The organism is Mycobacterium sp. 20KCMC460 (assembly GCF_022179425.1).
Taxonomy (GTDB): Bacteria; Actinomycetota; Actinomycetes; order Mycobacteriales; family Mycobacteriaceae; genus Mycobacterium; species Mycobacterium kiyosense.
This window is the reverse complement of sequence record NZ_AP025524.1, coordinates 1,560,690-1,580,261: the sequence shown is the minus strand read 5'-3', so window position 1 is coordinate 1,580,261 and position 19,572 is coordinate 1,560,690. Positions and strand designations below refer to the sequence as shown.

General features: G+C 67.4%; 14 protein-coding genes. 8 read left to right on the top strand and 6 right to left on the bottom strand.

The window, feature by feature from the left end; translation table 11 throughout:
• Positions 1-245: 245 nt before the first annotated feature.
• Positions 246-1,571 (top strand): aspartate aminotransferase family protein, encoded by a 1,326-nt coding sequence (locus tag MKCMC460_RS07355; protein WP_238305465.1) that lies wholly within the window; start codon positions 246-248, stop codon positions 1,569-1,571.
• Between the two features lie 122 nt (positions 1,572-1,693).
• Positions 1,694-2,632: an SMP-30/gluconolactonase/LRE family protein gene (locus MKCMC460_RS07350; RefSeq protein ID WP_238305974.1), complete on the top strand. Its 939-nt coding sequence runs from the start codon at positions 1,694-1,696 to the stop codon at positions 2,630-2,632.
• On the opposite strand, the gene MKCMC460_RS07345 is transcribed toward MKCMC460_RS07350, so the two are convergent.
• The 4 genes from MKCMC460_RS07345 to MKCMC460_RS07330 all read right to left on the bottom strand — a co-directional run bounded on the left by MKCMC460_RS07345 (position 2,615) and on the right by MKCMC460_RS07330 (position 7,465).
• Complete coding sequence (locus tag MKCMC460_RS07345) at positions 2,615-4,888, bottom strand: VIT domain-containing protein (protein ID WP_238305464.1); 2,274 nt, start codon at positions 4,886-4,888, stop codon at positions 2,615-2,617. The genes MKCMC460_RS07350 and MKCMC460_RS07345 overlap by 18 nt on opposite strands.
• Positions 4,885-5,454: a MerR family transcriptional regulator gene (locus MKCMC460_RS07340; protein WP_236981316.1), complete on the bottom strand. Its 570-nt coding sequence runs from the start codon at positions 5,452-5,454 to the stop codon at positions 4,885-4,887. The genes MKCMC460_RS07345 and MKCMC460_RS07340 overlap by 4 nt, the downstream gene beginning before the upstream one ends.
• An 80-nt stretch (positions 5,455-5,534) precedes the next feature.
• On the bottom strand, positions 5,535-6,296 hold the full coding sequence (locus tag MKCMC460_RS07335; RefSeq protein WP_238305462.1) for a hypothetical protein: 762 nt from the start codon (positions 6,294-6,296) through the stop codon (positions 5,535-5,537).
• Positions 6,297-6,301: 5 nt separating this feature from the next.
• A complete protein-coding gene (locus MKCMC460_RS07330) occupies positions 6,302-7,465 on the bottom strand; it encodes a zinc ribbon domain-containing protein (protein ID WP_236981314.1) in 1,164 nt (387 codons plus the stop codon).
• 272 nt (positions 7,466-7,737) lie between these two features.
• Here MKCMC460_RS07330 and MKCMC460_RS07325 point away from each other — a divergent pair, with 272 nt between their 5' ends.
• A complete protein-coding gene (locus MKCMC460_RS07325; protein ID WP_236981313.1) occupies positions 7,738-8,292 on the top strand; it encodes a hypothetical protein in 555 nt (184 codons plus the stop codon).
• Between the two features lie 13 nt (positions 8,293-8,305).
• On the opposite strand, the gene MKCMC460_RS07320 is transcribed toward MKCMC460_RS07325, so the two are convergent.
• Positions 8,306-8,896 carry a hypothetical protein gene (locus tag MKCMC460_RS07320; RefSeq protein WP_238305460.1) on the bottom strand — a complete coding sequence of 197 codons (591 nt, stop codon included), beginning with the start codon at positions 8,894-8,896 and terminating at the stop codon, positions 8,306-8,308.
• Positions 8,897-9,087: 191 nt separating this feature from the next.
• Here MKCMC460_RS07320 and MKCMC460_RS07315 point away from each other — a divergent pair, with 191 nt between their 5' ends.
• The gene (locus MKCMC460_RS07315; protein WP_238305459.1) at positions 9,088-10,872 is read left to right on the top strand and encodes an NAD-binding protein; all 1,785 of its coding nucleotides are present in this window, start codon (positions 9,088-9,090) and stop codon (positions 10,870-10,872) included.
• Between the two features lie 35 nt (positions 10,873-10,907).
• Here MKCMC460_RS07315 and MKCMC460_RS07310 read toward each other — a convergent pair whose 3' ends face one another.
• Complete coding sequence (locus MKCMC460_RS07310) at positions 10,908-15,092, bottom strand: hypothetical protein (RefSeq protein WP_370653149.1); 4,185 nt, start codon at positions 15,090-15,092, stop codon at positions 10,908-10,910.
• 434 nt (positions 15,093-15,526) lie between these two features.
• On the opposite strand from MKCMC460_RS07310, the gene MKCMC460_RS07295 reads away from it, so the two are divergent.
• From MKCMC460_RS07295 to nagA, 4 genes are read left to right on the top strand one after another with little or no spacing between them, the layout of a single operon-like run.
• Positions 15,527-16,762, top strand: coding sequence for a D-alanyl-D-alanine carboxypeptidase family protein (locus MKCMC460_RS07295; protein ID WP_236981308.1), 1,236 nt, complete (start codon positions 15,527-15,529; stop codon positions 16,760-16,762).
• A 10-nt stretch (positions 16,763-16,772) separates the two neighbouring features.
• Complete coding sequence (locus tag MKCMC460_RS07290; protein ID WP_236981307.1) at positions 16,773-17,096, top strand: hypothetical protein; 324 nt, start codon at positions 16,773-16,775, stop codon at positions 17,094-17,096.
• Positions 17,093-18,445 (top strand): sugar porter family MFS transporter, encoded by a 1,353-nt coding sequence (locus MKCMC460_RS07285; protein ID WP_238305972.1) that lies wholly within the window; start codon positions 17,093-17,095, stop codon positions 18,443-18,445. Before MKCMC460_RS07290 ends, MKCMC460_RS07285 begins: the two co-directional genes overlap by 4 nt.
• Positions 18,442-19,569: an N-acetylglucosamine-6-phosphate deacetylase gene (gene nagA, locus MKCMC460_RS07280; RefSeq protein ID WP_238305457.1), complete on the top strand. Its 1,128-nt coding sequence runs from the start codon at positions 18,442-18,444 to the stop codon at positions 19,567-19,569. Before MKCMC460_RS07285 ends, nagA begins: the two co-directional genes overlap by 4 nt.
• The last annotated feature ends 3 nt before the right edge of the window (positions 19,570-19,572 follow it).

The window sequence follows — 19,572 nt, the reverse complement described above, 5'->3', positions numbered from 1 at the left end:
AGCAACTGGAGCGGGGGGACCCACAGGTCATTCCCAGGAAAGGTGCCTGGGCGCCCTCGGCTCGCTGCGGGCGCTCCAGGCTCGCTCTGCCGGCGCGAGCGTCCCCGAAATGTCGCAAAAACACGCCCGCGACCGCACATATGAGGACGCTCACGGCGCAAGAGCGCGAGGCAGGAACGCTTGGGCGCACCGGCCCGCACTGCCGGGTGCCGAACTCAGCGGACCCGGGGCTACGCTCGCGAACGATGACCGACAACCTCTGGCTGCACTTCAGCCAACAAGGCCCGGGGTTCGCACCGCCGGTCATCGCCCGCGGCGAAGGCGTCACCATCTACGACGACCGCGGGAAGGCCTACCTGGACGGCCTGTCGGGCCTGTTCACCGTCCAGGTCGGCCACGGCCGCACCGAACTTGCGCAGGTCGCGGCGCGGCAGGCCGAGACGCTGGCGTTCTTCCCGCTCTGGGGATACGCCACCCCCACGGCGATCGAGCTGTCCGCACGCATTGCCGGCTACGCGCCCGGTGACCTGAACCGGGTGTTCTTCACCACCGGCGGCACCGAGGCCGTCGAGACCGCGTGGAAGGTCGCCAAGCAGTTCTTCAAGCTCACCGGCAAACCCGGTAAGCACAAGGTGATCTCGCGATCCGTCGCCTACCACGGCACCACCCAGGGCGCCTTGGCGATCACCGGCCTGCCCAAATACAAGGCACCGTTCGAGCCGGTCACCCCCGGCGGGTTCCGGGTGCCCAACACCAACTTCTACCGCGCCCCCGAACCGTTTGACCGCGACGAGAAGGCGTTCGGGCGCTGGGCCGCCGACCGCATCGCCGAAGCCATCGAGTTCGAGGGCCCCGACACCGTCGCGGCGGTGTTCCTGGAGCCGGTGCAGAACGCCGGCGGTTCCATCCCGCCACCGCCGGGCTACTTCGAGCGGGTGCGCGAGATCTGCGACGCCTACGACGTGCTGCTGGTCTCCGACGAGGTGATCTGCGCGTTCGGCCGGATCGGGTCGATGTTCGCCTGCGACGACTTCGGCTACGTGCCGGACATGATCACCTGCGCCAAGGGCCTGACGTCGGGCTACTCACCACTGGGCGCGATGATCGCCAGCGAGCGGCTGTTCGAGCCGTTCCGCGACAGCTCCACCATGTTCGCGCACGGCTACACCTTCGGCGGACATCCGGTGTCGACCGCCGTCGCGCTGGCCAACCTGGACATCTTCGAGCGCGAGGGTCTCAACGATCACGTCAGGCAGCAGTCCCCGGCGTTGCGCGCCACCCTGGAGAAGCTCTACGACCTGCCCATCGTGGGCGACGTCCGCGGCGAGGGCTTCTTCTTCGGCATCGAACTGGTCAAGGACCAGGCCACCAAGCAAAAGTTCACCGACGACGAACGGTCGGCGCTGCTCGGGCGGGTGTCCGCGGCGCTGTTCGAGGCTGGTCTGTACTGCCGCACCGACGAGCGCGGCGACTCGGTGATCCAGTTGGCCCCGCCGCTGATCAGCGGTCAGGCCGAGTTCGACACCATCGAATCGATCGTGCGCAGCGTGCTGGTACAGGAGCGGTTCTAGCCGTGGCAACGCCACGGCGCAGAGGCCGCGACCCCAAGACACCAGAGCGGATTTAGCCCGTGGCCAAGCCGCGCATCAACCCGGTCCGGTGGCAGCCACCGCCGGTCGACCCGTTGCCGGACATGCCGGCACCGCCCATCACGGTGGTCCCGCTTCCCGGCAATGGACCCGAGGACGTCGTCGCCGACGCCGCCGGCCGAATGTGGACCGGCCTGGAGGACGGGCGCATCGTGCGCCTGTCCGAGGGCAAGCCAGAAATCGTGGCGGACACCGGCGGACGGCCCCTTGGCCTGCAGGTCGCCCGGGATGGCCGAATCCTGATCTGCGACAGTCATCGTGGCTTGCTCGCCCTCGACCCGGCGAGCGGCGGGCTGGACGTTCTCGTCGAATCGGTGGACGGCAGGCGGCTCAAATTCTGCTCCAATGTCACCGAAACATCGGATGGCACAATCTATTTCACCGAATCAACCGCCGACTATCATTTCGAGGAATACACCGCGCCGATCGTGGAGGCACGCGGCACCGGCGGGCTGTACCGGCTCGGTGCGGACGGTGCCGTCACCACACTGCTCGACGGGCTGTACTTCGCCAACGGGGTGACGCCGACGGCCGACGGGTCGGCGTTGGTGTTCGCCGAGACTCAGGCGCGCCGGTTGTCGAAGTACTGGCTGACCGGGCCGCACGCCGGATCGGTGACACCGTTGGCGGTGCACCTGCCCGGCATGCCGGACAATCTGTCCACCGGTGCCGACGGCCGGATCTGGGCCGCGTTGGTCGCCGAGGCCAACCCCGCGCTGGAATCGCTGTTCCCGCGGGCCCCGATCATCCGCAAGCTGGTGTGGCGGCTGCCCGAACGGCTGCAGCCGCGGATCAAGCCGGAGATCTGGGCGGTCGCCTTCGATCCCGACAGTGGGGCCCCCGTCGCCGGTCTGCGCACCGAGCACCCGGACTTCGGCAGCGTCACCGGCCTGGTGGAGGCGGGCGGGCGGCTGTGGATGGGCACGATCAGTTTCCCCGCCCTCGCGCAGGTGGATCTGGCAGATCTATTCCCAGAACCGTAATTTCGAGCCGCGTCGCCCGCGGTCCCCGGTGCCGAGCAGCCGCCTGACGGCGTCGAGGGCCACCAGCACCTCTCGCGACTGCGCCTGCGTCTGACCCTTCAGGAATCGCGCCAGCGCGTTGCACAGCTGCACCAGCGCCGCGCGCAAGTCGGGATCGATCGTCGCGTCGCGATGCTGCTCGAGTTCGGCCAGCACCACGTCGAGCCCCGAGCGCCGCACCTGGGTTGCCTTCTCCACCCGCTTGAGCAGCTTGTCCAGCGGCCGCAGCGGCGAAGGCGGGGGCGCGGAGCACATCGCGGGTGCGGCCATCGGGGCAGCGTCCATCGGGGGCGCGGCCATCAGGGCGGCGTCCATTGCGTAGGCGCGCCCGGCCGGCGCGAACCCCACGTTCGCCGCCCAGCCCGACGGCTCTTCGACGGGCTGGATCACCTCGGTCAACGGCCCGGCGTCGGTGTGTTCGGGATCGATGGCCACGAACGCAGTGAAGCGGGACAGCACCCCGAACCGGATGGAGTGCGCGACGATCCGCGCGGCCAATTCGTCATCGGCGCGGTAGGCGGCGTAGTCGTCCTCCAGGTCGCGCACCACCGAGCGAGCCCAGATAGTCTGCACCGCAACGGCTTCCGGCGCGACGCGCGCTTCCAGCGTGGCGACCGGAGCACCGTCGGCGTCGACCCGGAACGTCGCGGCGCCGTGCCCGGCGGGCGCCCGGTAGCGTCCGGAGATCACGCACGGCACCCCGGCGAACGCGTCGGGCGCGCGGCTCGGCGTGACGGTGTCGTCGACGAGCTGGATGCCTTCGGCGCTGACCCGCAGCCCGGTCAGCGCCGGCCGCCCGATGGTGCGGGCCAGCCGCGCCATCGCCTCGTCCAGGCGTTCCTCCGATTCGACCAGCTCCGATCGCCCGGTGCCCAGTTGCGCGAGCCGGTCCAGGAAGCCGGCGTTGACGGCGCGGTCGATGCCCACGCAGTAGATGCGGGTGCGCCCGACCGCCGGCGCGAGGGTGCGCAACAGCTGGTCCTCGCCGGTGATCTGGCCGTCGGTTACCAGCACCACGCTGGCCTGCCGGTCGCCGCCGGAGCCACCCAGCAACTGCACCGCCCGCTGCAGCGGCTCGGCCATCTCGGTCCCGCCGCGGCTTTCCAGCGAACCCAGCCACGAGGCGGCCGCGAACCGGTTCCGGTCGTCGGCCTCGACCAGGCTCAGCTGCGCCGGGGTGTCGATCCGGTCGTCGAAGGCCATCACGCAGAACCGGTCTCCCGCGTCGAGCATGTCCACGATCCGGCCCGCGGCCCGTCGCGCGGCGATCATCTTCCAGCCGTGCATCGAGCCGGAACGGTCCAGCACCACCACTACATCCCTTGGCGCACTGGATGTTTGGGCGGGCGGCAGCACGGTCACCGACCAGGTGCCCTCCGCACCGTCGGGGTCGGGAACCAGCAGCGCCGACGACGACAGCGCGCTGCGGTCGACCCGGAACCGCAACACGAAGTCCCGGTCGGCCCGCGCCCCCGGCTCGACCCGCAACACGGTCGGCCCGTCCCCCTCGGTCACGACGGTGGGCAGGCTGGCACGCAGATCTGACACCGTCAGCCCGGCGCCGTCGACGCTCAGCGCGATGTCCAGGTCCGGGCGGTCTTCGGAGTCCAGCAGCCGCGGCGGGGTCACCCGAGAGGCGTCGGGCACGGCATCGGTGTCGGCCGCGTCACCGGCTCCGGTCTGGTCGCCGGGCAGCGCACGGCCGGTCGTGTAGCGCGGCGCGACCACCAGCGGGTAGCGGAAGGTGGCCTCGCCGTCCTCGAACGACAGCGGACCCGTCAGCCGCATTTCGACGGCGGCCTCCTCGCCCGGCCCGATGTTGCCGACCCGCACCGAGAAGACGTCGGAGCGGTCTTCCTCCACGATCGCGGCGCGCTGCCCCGCGACGATGGCCTGCTCGTAGTCGGCGCGGGCCTGGCCGCGTTCTTTGAGCAGGCCGACCACCCGCCGTCCGGCCAGATCGGCGACGAAATCGGTCACCCCGGCGCGGGCCGGCAGCGGGAAGACGTAGGTGGCCTCGATGGTGGTGTCGCCGTCATTGACGAACCGCTGCCGGACAGTGGAGGTGGCGGTCATGCCCACGATCGCGGTCTGGACGCGCAGCGCTTTGAGCGGCAGGGGACGCCCGTCCGCCGCGCTCAGCTCACCGCACGACGGTCTGCCCGTCCGAACCGGTTGCGGGTCGATGGACAACAGGGGCAACAACTGAGCACTCATTGAGAGTCCTTTCCTGGGTTGGCGAGCAGGTTCAGCAGCGGCGCGGCGGCGCGGCGCAGATCGTCCGCCGATGGCAGCGGGCCCTCGACCAGCAAGGTGACAGTGTCGGAAAGGCGGACGGCCTGAAGCTTGGTGACGGACGGTTCGGCGGGCTTTGTGGGCGCGACGGCTTCCGGGACCGTGCGCCAGAACGCGGCGGCGGCGCGGGCGGGCTCCGGTGCGATCTCGGGGTCACCCAGGCCGGCCGGCATCGCGCTGGCCGGTATGGCGGCCAACGCCTCCACCTCCTGCGCCGACATGCCCGCCAGTCGCGCCGCGATTTCGTCCAAGGAGAGGCCCTGACCCTGCAACCGCTTGATCGCGACCAATCTCACCAAGTGGGTCCGCCCGTAGGTCAGCGCGCGACCCCGGTTTCCCGGCCGGGGCAGCAGGCCCCGCGCGGTGTAATAACGCACCATCCGCTCGGCCGGGACCGCCTTGGCCTGGCGGTTCTCCGGCACCGCACCGGACGCCTGCACCGCGTTGGCGGCGGCAGCGGCGAATTCGGGCAGAGTGAGCAGCTTCATTGTTTGACAGTGTCGCATCTCAATTCGACACTGTCAAATGGGGGGTCGACGGCGCCTCGCGTCGCGGGACGAGCCGTCGGTCAGTTCATCGAGAAGACCATGGCGACCTGGTCGGGGTAGGCAGCGCTCGCCGCGGCCTTGCTGAACGCGAATAGATCGCTGAACGCCGCCTCCCCGTCGCTTGGGTTCAACAACTCGATGAATACTCCCCACACCCGCTTGGTGCCTTGCTGTGTGGCGAAATCGGCGATCCAGCCATAGCTGAGCCACTGTTGAAAGTGCCCACCGCCGTTTAGCTGCTGAGAGAGGCTCGAATTGCTCAGCTTGAGGTTGGTCAGGCCGGTACCCTGCACATACTGTCGAATGTCGTCGGCGAGCACCTGCGCTATGTCCGTCGAATTCACTTTTCCGACGGTCGCCCCCACACCCGCGTTATGCGCACCGTTGACCAAGACCACCGAGTTGTTCTCATGACGCACCACGGTCCAATTCGGTGCGGGCGTGAGCGAAATTCCGTCACCCAAATCGACGGCCGGAGCACCTGACAATAGGATCAGCTCCCCAGGGCCGCGTCGGGATGCGTCAAACCGCGACTGTGCTGCCCTTGGCTGACCGGAGGAAACGGCAGCCGCCTGGCCTTGGTCTTGCGGTGACAGTGGCTCGGTATCGCCGGGCTTGCCGGTCCACACGATCGCGGCGGTGACCGCGGCCGCAACGATCACCACCACCACGAGGATCAGCGCAACTAGGCCCGCAGACCAGCGGTGCCCGATGCGCTCGGTAGTGCCCGGGTAGTTCAGCGGCAACGGCGTCGAGTCAGCCGGGGGCAAAGTCGATGACATCAGTGCTACTCGCTCGTGTGCGTCGGATTGGGCGGTCGGTCGGAGGTGGCAGACGTCGATATCAGCGCGCCGTAGCGGGCCAAGGCTGCGCTGGCACTGCCACACGCCTGACAGAACGCGGCGCCGGAAACCATCGCAGCCCCACAGTGCGCACACACCTGCCCCGAGTCGGCCGGATGCACAAGCGATCCAGGCCCGTCGAGCGCAGCCTGGGCTTCAAGCAGCAGACCGCGGTGTAGCGCGTCGCGCGACGCGACCACCCCGGCCGCGGCCAGGACCAATGCCACCACGGTCGTGCACACAATGCCCCGAGCGCCATACGGTGCGAGCAGAGTCGTAGCGAGCTCGTAGACCAGCACCAAACTGAGGCCCTGCACCGCACCGATCAAAGGGGCGCCGCCCGCAGAGCGGACGCGGACCACCGTCACGGCCGCAGCAGTGGCGAAAATGATGGGCTGCAAGAACCCCAGTGTCAACGCGATGAACGCCGTGTGCGCTGGATCGGTCGCGGTCGCCTCGATACGGGTGAACGCGTCGTGCTGGATCGCAATACTCATACCCAGTGAGAGCGCCGCGCCGCTGAGCGAACTCGTGACAAGCGCATCGATAGGGTGACAGAACGCGCGACCAGCCGTCACCAACATCGGCGCAACCAGCACCGCCAGGAAGGCCACCAGCGGCACCAGCACGCCCAGCTCGACAATGAGGGCCACCGACGGCAACTGGCGGCTGGGGGCGGTCAGCAGCGCCCTCTCGGCGAAGTACTGCTGCACCAGGCCCGCACCCACCCCCAATGCCAGCGACAGCAAAAAGCCCAATCCGACCAACGTGAACGGCTGGTCGCGCCACACATTGTGGTCATGGATGTAGGTCAACACGACCGCCGGCAACGCCACCGCCGCCAACACCAGCGCGATGGACAGCACCCCGAACGCTGCCGCGATCAATGCCGCGAGCAACCCCAACATGACGGCGTTGCGATAGGAGTGCTGGCGTCCGGCCGACAAGTGCGGCATGAGTGTGCTCATCAGCGCCAACGCACGCACCGGCTCGTCAGGCATCGCGGCGAAATGCCTCGCCCGGTCCAAACCGGCGGGCAAAGGCGTACCACAACGAGCGCAAAAGCGAGCTGCGTCCGGATGAGGCGAGGAACAATTCGGGCAGTCCATCGCGTCCCCTCTCGATGGTCGGCTGGCCTCGATGCAGAGGTTACCGATGACCAAAAGTAATGAGCAGGGACGAAAGTCCTTTCCGCGCGCGGGCCATGTCCCCTACCCCGTCAGGCGCCCGGCTCATTGAATTAAGACGTAGTGCAACGAAATCCGGGCCGCGAGGCCCTAAAGCAGTGAGGTCGAAAATGAGGTCCCAACAGGCAGGCCGGCCAACGACGATCCGGTCCACAACAGCTGTTAAGGGCACCGTAGCGCGACTGGCCCAGGTAGTGATCGCGCTCATCATGGCGCTGGCGGCGGCCGTCGTGATTCTCCCGGCGGGCACGGCGACGGCCGAAGCGCCACGCACCGAGATCTGGCAATGGGCGATCGGCAGAAACGTCTTCACCGACCCCGCGCTGCAGCAATACAGCCGATTGCTGGGTATAAACCGCTCCACGGACGTCTATGTGGAGAGTAAGGGCTTTTCGATGTCCTGCGACGGCGGCGGCAACGTGGTGAGCGTGACGCTCTATAACGACGAGGTTGCCGTGGGATGGCGCAGGCCGGGCAATAACACCTTCCGGGCCTATCGGGGAGCATTGCCTGCACGCCTGACCTGGAATACCAGGGCCCGAGACTTGCACTTCGTCTACGGAGCACCCAATATGGTCGCGGGTTTCCCGCCGGACCGCATCATCCCCATCGCGTTTGCCACGAGGACGACCGATCACTGGTTCGACCTCGTCCTCGAGTTCGCGACGGGCTACGCGGAGAATCTGCCATCCGCCCCGATACTCCGCATCACGGTGTCGCCCGGGCCCAACTATCAGGTCAGCGGCTGACCGTCGGCACGCATCAGCGGTAGTACTCCGGGTTCTTACCGTTGATCTCCAAGCTGAAGTCGCTCCGGCACCGGTCGATCTTCGTGCGGTCGGTGCCCGCGTCGGCCAGGCAGTTGAAATACCGGTGCGCACCCCACCACGGCAACGTGCTGATCCACACAGCGACAAGCACGAGACCGCACGACGCGACCAGAAAGCCCAGCACCGAACCGCCCATCGCGGCGCGCCGGTGCCGGGCTTGGTCATTTCTGGCTCGTCGGCCCATGGCGAATCCCGTGACGATTCCGACGCCTACGAGAGCCCCACCCGACCATGCCAGCGCCGCCCACAAAAACACCAGCCCCGCAACCCCATACACCATCGCTAGGACGATGGACAGAATCCCGCAGGCTATGGCCAGCAAGCCCGCCACAATGCCGCCGATAACTTTGGCTCCGGTGGGCGCTTCACCCCGCTTGGCCCGGCGCCACCCGGCCAATCCGGCGATCACCGCTGCCGTGCCGAGCACGATCGCACCAAAGACGGTGCACCCCAGGCTGATACCGGCAATGCCCATCAAGAGCGGCGCGGCGCCTGGCGCATCTCTATCGACGGCTCCGTTCAAGAGCTCGAGTCCTCTCGGGAATCGGATCCGGCTTCGTGTTCCTCTTCGTTGCGCCTGTCTATGACAGCTTTGTCGTCGGTCCCGTGGTAGGCAAACGTCGTCACGCGTTGGGTCTTTCGCCTCTACTACCATGGGCAGCCGGGTTGATCGAATGGCGGAGGCCACCCTGATCGGCAGCACGGAGCGGACACTTGGGCGACAATCGGCGGACCGGCCCGATTCGAAAGCTAGGGCGGCCGGTCGCGCAGATGTCGACCAACTACCGCTGGCATCTGACTGCGCTGGCCGTCGTGGTCGTATTCGTACTCGGCTGCATAGGCTACGGCCAGTTCTGGCATGACCAGAAGCACATACCGGCCAGCCTCAGCGACGCTGCCTACTGGAGCCTGCGGAATTTCTTTTTGAATTCGCCGAACGAGACCGAACTGCCCGTCACACTGGATCTTGCGCGTTTTCTCGCCCCGCTTGTCGGCGGATACGTCGGCCTAGCCGCGTTGGCGGTGTTGTTTCGTGACCGGGCGCAGCAGATGCGAATCCCGCTGATGCGCCGTCATATCGTGGTGTGCGGCCTCGGTTACGTCGGCGCCGTCTTTCTCCGTCATCTGCACGACATCGGCGCCTCGGCGGTGGTGATCGAAGCCGATGCGGCCAACCCGAATGTCGACCTGTGCCGCAACTGGGGTGTGCCAGTCATCGTCAGCGATGCTCGACTGCCAAGAACACTGCGGTCAGCGGGCGTCCAACGAGCCAGCAGAGTTGTCGCCGTCACGTCCAGTGATGCCGTCAACGCCGAAATCGTCGCAGTCGCCGGTCAATTGACCGCTGGCCGTTCGAAAGGACGGTTGACGTGCCTGGCTCGAGTGGGAGACCCGGAGCTCTGTGCGCTCCTGCGCCTCGAGGCGATGGACGCCGAATCGGGCTCAGCACTGGATTTCTTCAATACCGACGAGATCAGCGCGCGGCTGATGCTCAGTGAGTTCCCCGTGGATGCCGGATGCGTGCAGCCGCACATGCTCGTCGCCGATTTCGACGTCTTGGGTGCATGGGTGGTGTATCACGCGGCGCGCCATTGGCACGAGCACCGTCCGGACGACTCCGTGCCGCTCGTCGTCACCATCGTCGATTCGCAGGCCGAGCGGCGGATCGCTTCGCTTGTGAGCCAGCACCCGGCCCTCGAGCCGGTGTGCCGGTTCATCTGCCTGTCCACGACGGTGCGTGATATCCGCGGGCTGCGTGCACTACACGCCGATGCCGCGGCGCCTCCGCTGACGCGGGCGTACGTGACCGCCTATCGCGACGAGGAAGCCCTCGAAATGGCGCTCAAGTTGCGCCAGGAGCTTGATCCCGGCGTGCCCATCGTGGTCGCCCTGGCGCGCGCGCACGGAATGTCGCGGCTCCTCGACAACGTGCAAAGCACCGGCGGGCCGGGCATTCACGTGTTTCCGACTCTCGTCAGAGCATGCACGGTCGACCTGATCCAGGGCGGTTCCTTCGAGACCATCGCGCAAGCAATCCACCGTCGCTGGTGTGCCCAGCAGACAGCGGCGGGGATGGCAGCACCATCGTGGTCCGAACTCGACGAATCTCGTAAAGAATCCAGTCGCGCATACGCGCGCCACATCGCCGTCAAGCTGCGCGCTATCGGCTACGACATTGCGCCACTGCGGGATTGGTTCGCATCCGATTTCGTGTTCAGCGCCGAAGAAGAGGAAACGCTGGCAGTGATGGAGCATGACCGGTGGGTTCAGGAGCGCATCGACTCGGGCTGGACGCCGGGAGACAAGGACGCAGCGCACAAGAAGACGCCGTACCTGGTACCGTTCGCCGACCTACCGCCGGATATCGCCGAATACGACCGCGTGTTCGTACGCGAGATTCCCCGTCTCCTGGCCTCGGTCGGCATGCAGATCGTCCGCACGCCCGAGCGCGGCTCCACCGATGGACACCGTTTGCGCCATGCCCGCTCCGGCGGCTGATGTCGGAGCTCGGGCAATGTTCGATCGAGCTCGATCTAATTCGCCGGGCGAAGTCCGGGGCAGGAGGCTCTGTACGGTATGCCGGGTGCGACCCATTCGCGCCACTGTTGCGGGTTGAGATTGGTAGTGAGCTTGTTGCACAGATCGGCTGGGGCCGCCACCGCCGGCCACGACAACACGGTGCCGTCGTGGCTGCCGGAGAAGAAGCGCCGCCCGTCGGCGCTGAACGCCACCCCGATGACAGTGTCGGCGTGGGCGGCCCGGATTCCCTCACCGATCGCCGTGCCACTGTCGGCGTCCCACAGCCTGAGGCTTCCGTCGCCGTCGCCGGAGACCAACCGGTGACCGTCGGCGCTGAAGGCCACGCTGGTCACCATGTCTCGATGGCCGTTGAGTGTTCGTGCGGCCGGCGTGCCACGGCCGATGTCCCACAGCGTGATTGTGTTGTTCACCCCGGCCGCGGCGAGACGCCTGCCATCGGGACTGAATAGCAGCTGAACAGCGGGCGTCGGATGGCCGGTAAGCGCCTGACCGACCGGATCACCGGTGCGCGAATCGAACAACAGCACGTCGCCGGGCCACTTGGATACGGCGATGCGACTACCGTCTGGGCTGAAGGCCACTGCGAATAGCCGGACATCTTGTTGCACAAGCGGATCCTTGACCAAACGCAGGCCGCTGTCGTCGGCGGCCCACAACCGTATCGTCCCTTCGTCTCCGCTTGTGGCGACGATCGAACCGTCGGGGCTGAATTCGATGCCGTTGACCAGACCGCAGTGCAGCGGTGCCCCGATCGGGCGCCCGGTGTCGGCGTCCCACAGGCGAATGGTTTGGTCATCGCCTGCGCCCGTGATGATGCGATGCCCGTTGGGGCTGAAGGCGAGCCCGATGTCACCCTTTTGCTCGGTCGGAATCGGTGGGCTGACCGGTTGTCCCGACGTCGCATCCCACACGCGTGCGATGCCGTCGAAGTCGGTGGTGGCGAAACGGCGCCGGTCGGCGCTGGACACGACGCTGTTGAATCCCGCCTTCTGCGCGATCAGCGGCCGCTGCAGGTCGGCGTCCCACAACCTGATCGTGCGATCGTCGCCGCCGCTGACGATATGACGGCCGTCGGGGCTGAACGCCACAACGTTGACCGCTTCCTGATGGCCGACCAGCTCTCCGCCTATTCTCTGCATGCTGGCGGTATCCCAGAGCCGCACCGTCCCATCGGCGCCGGCGGTCACGACGCGGTGCCCGCCGCGACTGAATGCCACGCTGCCCAACCCCAGATGGTCACCTTGTATCGGCCCGCCGATGGATTCGCCCGTGTCGGCGTTCCAGATCTGGAAATCACCCCCGGCACCGCTGCCCGCCACCAGTTGATGCCCGTCGGGACTGAATGCGACGCTTGTCACTCCCCCCGCGTGGCCGGCCTCCGGCACGAGGATCAGCGGGGGAACGACCTCTCGGCCTGTGGCGACATCGATGATCCGAACGGAGTCGTCACCGCAACCCGCGGCGATCCGCCGCCCGTCTGGACTGAACGCCACGGCCTGGATACCGATGGTCGCGTCCGTGCGCAGCGGCCGAACTTGTACGGGTGGGCCGCTAGGTTGTTCGTTCTCGGCGTCCCAGAATCGGAGCGTGTAGTCGTATCCACCGGAGACGAGGCCGCGGCCGTCCCGGCTGTAGGCGATGCTGGAGACACCGCCTTCATTGCCCCTTAGTTTCTCCGTCAGCGCACCGGTGTGCGCGTTCCAGAACACGACGTTCCCCATCTCGGCGGTGCCGGCAGCGATGCGATCCCCGGTCGGGCTGAATGCCACGGCCGAAAGGCGTTTGTCACCGGTGCCAAGGGTGCGGCGCGTGCCGGTATCCACCTGCCAGATGCTTACGTCACCGCTGTCGCCGCCGGCCGAGGCGATGCTCGCGCCATCCGGGCTGAACGCCAAACTCGCGATCCGGGTGGGTGTCTCGATGATCTTGACCGTCGTTTGCCGCTGGACGACGGCATCGTAGAGCGCGCCGTCGTCGGGATTGTAGAACGTTCTGGCAGCGAGCAATTCGTTGAAGGCGCGTACGTCGCCGCCGGCAAGCGTGCCGGCCAGCATGCCCCGGGCCTCCGCGTTGAGCCTTACGCTGGTGGCCTCGTAGAACCGTTTCGTTGCCGCATGTCCGTTGATCGCAGCCGTAATCCCCAAAACCGCCGCAATTACGGCAATCACCGCGGTGACCGCGAGCACGGCACGCAGCACACGAGAACGTCTGCGCAGTTGGTCGGCGTGGGCCTCGGCCGTGGCTTGCTCTTGCTGCGCATGATGGGCGCGTTCCTGGGCCGCAGCGGCCAGTTGCTGGGCGGCAGACAGTTCGGCCTGGCGGTGCCGTTCTTCGGCTTGGAGGCGTTGGTCCTCTGCGAAATGGGACGCCGCCAGAAAACGATCGGTGGTCGCTAGCCGCTCCCGGAAGCCGGGGTGTTCGGCCAGTGCTTGCGCGTCGGCGAGGCGCGTACCGGTGAGCAGCCAGTCATGGCTGCAATCGTGTTGCTCCCAAGCGGCTGCCGCGCGCTCGAGCGCGTCGGCGGCTTTGAGGTCCGAGCGCTGAGAGTCCAGCCAGCCCGCAAGCTCATTCCATTGCCGCAGCAAGCTTTCCAACGCGACCTCGACAACGGTCTCTCCACCACGGATGTCCTCGATCATCAGCCGTTTGGCGACGAACTGCTCGATCAGCGGGCGGCTCTCCTGGGGTAGGTCGGCGTAGCGAGCGACCCGACGTATTGGCTGGTCAGTGTCCGGATCGATGGTCGCCAACCAAGGAATGAATGCCGCGCGCAAGGCCCCCAGCTGACGCTGACGCGACTGCGGTTCGGCGGCCAGGATGTCGTCGATCTCGGTTTGGACGACCCGCCCCATCCCGCCCATCGCTTCATACTGAGTCAGCGTCAGCTCTCCGGTACTGCCGTAGTCGGCGTACAGCCGGCACAACGTAAGCGCCAACAAAGGCAGGGGCTCGGCACCCTCGCCGGCGTCGGCAAGCAGGCGATCGACGAGCGCCGGCGAAATGGTCAGCGGATAGCCGGCCTGGGTGGCCCGGGCGGCGGGGCCCACGATCACTTCCTTGAACTGGGTGGCCGGCATGGGCCGCAGCTCATCGAAGACGACGGTCTCAATCCCGGCCAACCCCGGGTGGGTTTGCATGACCTCGTAGCTGTCGGTCCGGATCGTGGCTACCACCACGAGCCGGATCTCAGTGCGGTTCAGGTCCTCGATCAACCAGCGCAGCAGCGTAATAAACTGCGCGCCTTCGCTTCCCGCGTCGGCCGAAAACAATTCCTCCGCCTGATCGAGCGGCAACACCAGCGTCGGGGGCGCCGGCGCGTCCTCGGCGCCGGAATGGCCGGAAAGCCGAGCCATGGCCGCCTGCTGCACTTCGGCCACCAGGTCCACCAGTTGCCGGCCGCCGTGAACGCACACATCCTTGATGTCCCCCAGCGCCGGCTGGGCGAGGCCGAATTCGGCGCGAGCACTGTGGATCGCGGCGGCCAGGCCCGACTTGCCGGTCAACGCGCTGCGCTCGGGGCGCACCACGCCGAGCACGGCAAATCGGCGATCTTCACGAGCCAGCCGCGGCAACAATCCGGCACGCAAGAACGACGACTTTCCGCTGCCCGACGGACCCAGCACCACGAAAATCGATGCCAGGCCGGAAAGCCGCATTCCGCGCATCGCATCCATGCCTCGCACGATCTGGGCGTCACGCCCGAAAAAGACACCGGCATCGATGGATTCAAACGGCTCCCAACCTCGGTATGGCGCACGATCGGGGTCCGAAGGTGGTGGCCAGACATACGACTCAGCGCCGATCCCCGCTCCGCGAATCGCGTCACGCAATCGGTACAGTCCAGCGCTGGCAAAGGTCACCGGCGGCCCCGCACCCATGACGATGCTCGTCGTCGGGCCGTCGCCGAATAGATCGCAGCGCTGCCATTCGGAGGTTATTTCGCCGCCGGTGGGCTCCAGGCGAGCGCAATAGATCAGTTTGTTGAGAGTCTCCGCGGTGCGGTATTCAACCTTGCACTCGTAGGACTCCTCCCAATGTCTCGACAGCAGGCAAATCACCGCTTCACAGCGTGCGTTAGCCCGGCGCAGTTCCTCCTTCCAGCGCGCTCCGCTGCGGATCCCGGTAGTCGGGTCGGTGTCAAGGAAGATCTCGTTCGCCAGTGACGGATCCTGTTCCACCAGCCATCGCTTCAGCGCCGCGGCTTCGCGTGAATCGGCGCTGGCATGGCTCAGAAAGATACGAGACAACGCCTTCACTCCCCTAGCGGCGACGACACCGGAAACGCTCGGGCTCAGTCCGTGCCGACGTGCCCTTTGTTCCCGTCAAAGGCAGCAGATACGGCGGGTCAAGCAGTAGGGGCATAAGTCCCTTGCTAGTGGTCATCCAGGACGGACGCGCGCGATCTGCTGGTGCGCCCGGCCCGCCGATGCGCCACAGTTACATGTCGCCGCCGACGCGGGTCAACGCTCTCCGACCGCCACCGTGACGCAGTGACTCTGCAGGCCCGTTGGCCGGAGCCGCCAATCCTAGCGCCCCTATGGATAACTTCCGCCCCATCAGTCACAGCGCGGCAACCTGCATTCGTCTTGCAAATCGCCTAGTCTGCTCAGCGATGCGCCTCCTACGGACCTCACTTCGTGCCGTTTCGAGCCTGGCCGCGGCGATGTTCCTCGTCGCGGGATCGGGCGCGCTGGCCTACGCCGAACCCAGCGCCGAGGCGAACCCCGGGGCGCCCAACTGCCCGTACAAGATCAACACTCCGCCCGCGGTCGACTCCTCCGAAGTGCCCACCGCGGGTGACCCGCCGCTGCCGCTGGCAGTGCCCTCCACACCGGTCGGCGGCACCGCCCTGGGCGGCTGCGGCATCATCGCGGCCCCGGGCACTCCCCCGGTCCCCGGCGACGTCTCCGCCGAGGCGTGGCTGGTCGCCGACATCGACAGCGGCGCCGTCATCGCCGCCAAGGACCCGCACGCCCGGCACCGCCCCGCCAGCATCATCAAAGTGCTGGTGGCGATGGCGTCCATCAACGCGTTCAACCAGAACAAGGCCGTCCCGGGCACCGACGACGACGCCGCCGCCGAAGGCACCAAGGTCGGCGTCGACAACGGCGGCACCTACACCATCAACCAGCTGCTGCACGGGCTGCTGATGCACTCGGGCAACGACGCCGCGCACGCCCTGGCCATGCAGCTCGGCGGCATGCAGGCCGCGCTGGACAAGCTCAATGTGCTGGCCGCCAAGCTGGGCGGCCACGACACCCGGGTCGCGACCCCGTCCGGGCTGGACGGCCCGGGCATGAGCACCTCTGCCTACGACATCGGCCTGTTCTACCGCTACGCCTGGCACAACCCCGTCTTCGCCGACATCGTCGCCACCCGCACCTTCAACTTCCCCGGCCACGGCGACCACCCCGGCTACGAGTTGGAGAACGACAACCAGCTGCTCTACCACTATCCGGGTGCGATGGGCGGCAAGACCGGCTACACCGACGACGCCGGCCAGACGTTCGTCGGCGCGGCCAACCACAACGGCCGGCGCCTGATGGCAGTGCTGCTGCACGGCACCCGGCAGCCCATCGCGCCGTGGGAGCAGGCCGCGCATCTGCTGGACTACGGGTTCAGCACCCCCCAGGGCACCCAGGTGGGGTCGCTGGTGGAACCCGACCCGTCACTGGCCACCGCCGGCAACAACCCGGCCAGCCGCGCCCCCGACAACACCTCTGCCGCGGGTCTGATGTCGCCGGCCGACGCGCTGCCGATCCGGGTCGGTGTCGCCGTCGTCGGTGCGGTCGTCGTGTTCGGATTGATCCTGGCGGCACGCTCCATGAACCGCCGGACCCAGCACTAGACTCTGCGCAATGACCGCCCTCTACGAGGACTCTGGCCTCACGCTCGACGAGGACGGAATCACCATCCGCCGCTACTACTTTCCGTTCGCCAACGCCAAGCGAATAGATTACGGCGACATCACCAGCATCAAGTCCAAGAAGATGGGCTGGGCTTCGGGCAAGGGCCGCATCTGGGGCGCCGCCGACCCGCGCTACTGGTTTCCCCTCGACGTCCACCGGGGCCGCAAGTCCACCGTGTTGATCCTGCAAACGGGCCGCTGGGTGCGGGCCTGCATCACCCCCGACAACCCCGACGAGGTGATCAGGATCCTCAGAGCAAAGGTGAAAATCTGAGCGCTCAGCGGCGGGCGATCCTGGTCGGACTGACCGCGGCCAGCGTCGGGGTCATCTACGGCTACGACCTGTCCAGCATCGCCGGGGCACTGCTGTTCCTGCCCAACGACTTCGGCCTCACCATCCCGCAAAAGGGCCTGGTGACCACCATGGTGGTGATCGGTCAGATCGTCGGCGCCCTGGCCGGTGGGCTGCTCGCCGACGCGATCGGGCGCCAGAAGTCGATGGTCGCGATCCTGGTCGGCTATGCGGCGTTCGCGCTGCTGGGTGCCACGGCCGTGTCGCTGCCGATGCTGTTGGTGGCGCGGCTCCTGCTGGGGGTGACCATCGGGGTGTCGCTGGTGGTGGTGCCGGTGTACGTGGCCGAATCTGCGCCGTCGGCGGTGCGCGGCCGGTTGTTGACCGCCTACCAGTTCGCCACGCTGACCGGCATCATCCTGGGCTACGTGGTGGGCTACGCGCTGGCCGAGACGATCCAGAGTTGGCGCTGGATGCTGGGTTTGGCCGCGGTGCCCGCCGGACTGCTGATCCCGCTGCTGCTGCGGATGCCGGACACCGCGCGGTGGTACGTGCTCAAGGGCCGCGTCGAGCAGGCCCGCCACGTGCTGGCGCGAGTCGAATCTCCCGACGCCGTCGAGACGGATCTGGCCGAGATCACCGCCGCCGTCCACGAGGGTCGCGGCAGCATCGGCGAGATGCTGCGGCGACCCTACCTGCGCGCCACCTTGTTCGTTGTCACGCTCGGCTTCCTGGTGCAGATCACCGGCATCAACGCGATCGTCTACTACAGCCCACAACTGTTCGCCGACATGGGATTCGAGGGCAACTTCGGCAAGCTGGGGCTGCCGGCGATGGTGCAGGTCGCCGCGTTGGCGGCGGTCGGGGTGTCGCTGTCCCTGGTCGACCGGCTGGGCCGAATTCCCATCCTGCTGTCGGGTATCGCGATGATGATCGCCGCCGACGCCGTGCTGATCGCCTTCTACCCCAAGGGTGGCAGCCAGGGTGGCGTCGCACTGGCACTCGGGTTCGGCGGCGTGCTGCTGTTCACCATCGGGTTCAACTTCGGATTCGGTTCGCTGGTCTGGGTTTTCGCCGGCGAGAGCTTCCCGTCCCAGCTGCGCTCGATGGGGTCCAGCGTGATGTTGACGTCGAATCTGATCGCCAACGCGCTGATCGCCGCTTTCTTTTTGACGGCGCTGGAATTGCTCGGCGGGGCAACGGTTTTCGCGGCTTTCGGGGTATTCGCAATCGTCGCCTTCGTGGTGGTGCGCCGCTTCGCGCCCGAGACCAAAGGCCGTCAACTCGAGGAGATCAGGTACTTCTGGGAGAACGGCGGGCACTGGCCATGACGGTCATCCGGGCCGGCACCGTCGTCGTCGACGGCGAGCTCTGCCGACCGGGTTGGGTACAGATCGGCGGGGCGCGAATCGTCGGCTGCGGCGCCGGGCTGCCGCCGGGACCAGCCGATGTGGACCTGCCGAATTCCGTTGTGGTACCCGGCTTTGTCGACATGCATGTGCATGGCGGCGGCGGTTTCTCGTTTCCTGACACGGCCGAGCAGGCCGTGGAGTTTCACCGCCGGCACGGGACCACGACCAGTGTGGCCAGCTTGGTCACCTTCGCACCCGCGGACCTGCTTTCGGCCGTGCGCGTCCTCGCCGAGGCGACGCGCCGAGGCATCATCGCCGGCATCCACCTGGAGGGGCCGTGGCTCAACGTGGCGCGCTGCGGCGCCCACGACCGCACTCAGCTCCGGTTGCCGGACCCGGCTGAGATCGATGCCCTGCTCGCCGCCGCCGACGGCACCATCCGGATGGTCACGCTGGCCCCCGAACTGCCCGGCAGCGAGCAAGCGATCCGACGATTTGTCGACGCGAACATCGTTGTCGCCGTGGGACATACGGATGCGACGTACAAACAGACCCAGCACGCCGTCGCGGGTGGCGCCACCGTCGCGACCCACCTGTTCAACGCGATGCCGCCGCTGGACCATCGAGACCCCGGCCCCGTGCTGGCCTTATTGGCCGACCCGAGGGTGTCCGTCGAGCTCATCGCCGACGGCGTGCACCTGCATCCCGATATGGTCGCGGCGGTGATCGACACGGTGGGACCCGAGCGCGTCGCGGTGATCACCGACGCGACGGTCGCGGCCGGATGCGGCGACGGCGAGTTCCGGCTGGGGTCGCTGCCCGTCGTCGTCGCGGGCGGGGTGGCCCGGGTGCGGGGCACCGAGACGATCGCCGGCAGCACCGCGACCATGGACCGGCTGTTCCGGGCGGTGGCGGACAGCTCGGGGTTGGCCGCGGCGGTGCAGACCACCTCGTCGACGCCGGCCCGCGCCCTGCGACTCGACGAGGTCGGCGCCATCCGGACCGGGAATATCGCCAATCTTGTTGTGCTGGAACATGATTTTTCGATACGCGCGGTGATGACCGACGGCCGGTGGCTACCCGGTACGTCGGCCGTTTGCTAGCAT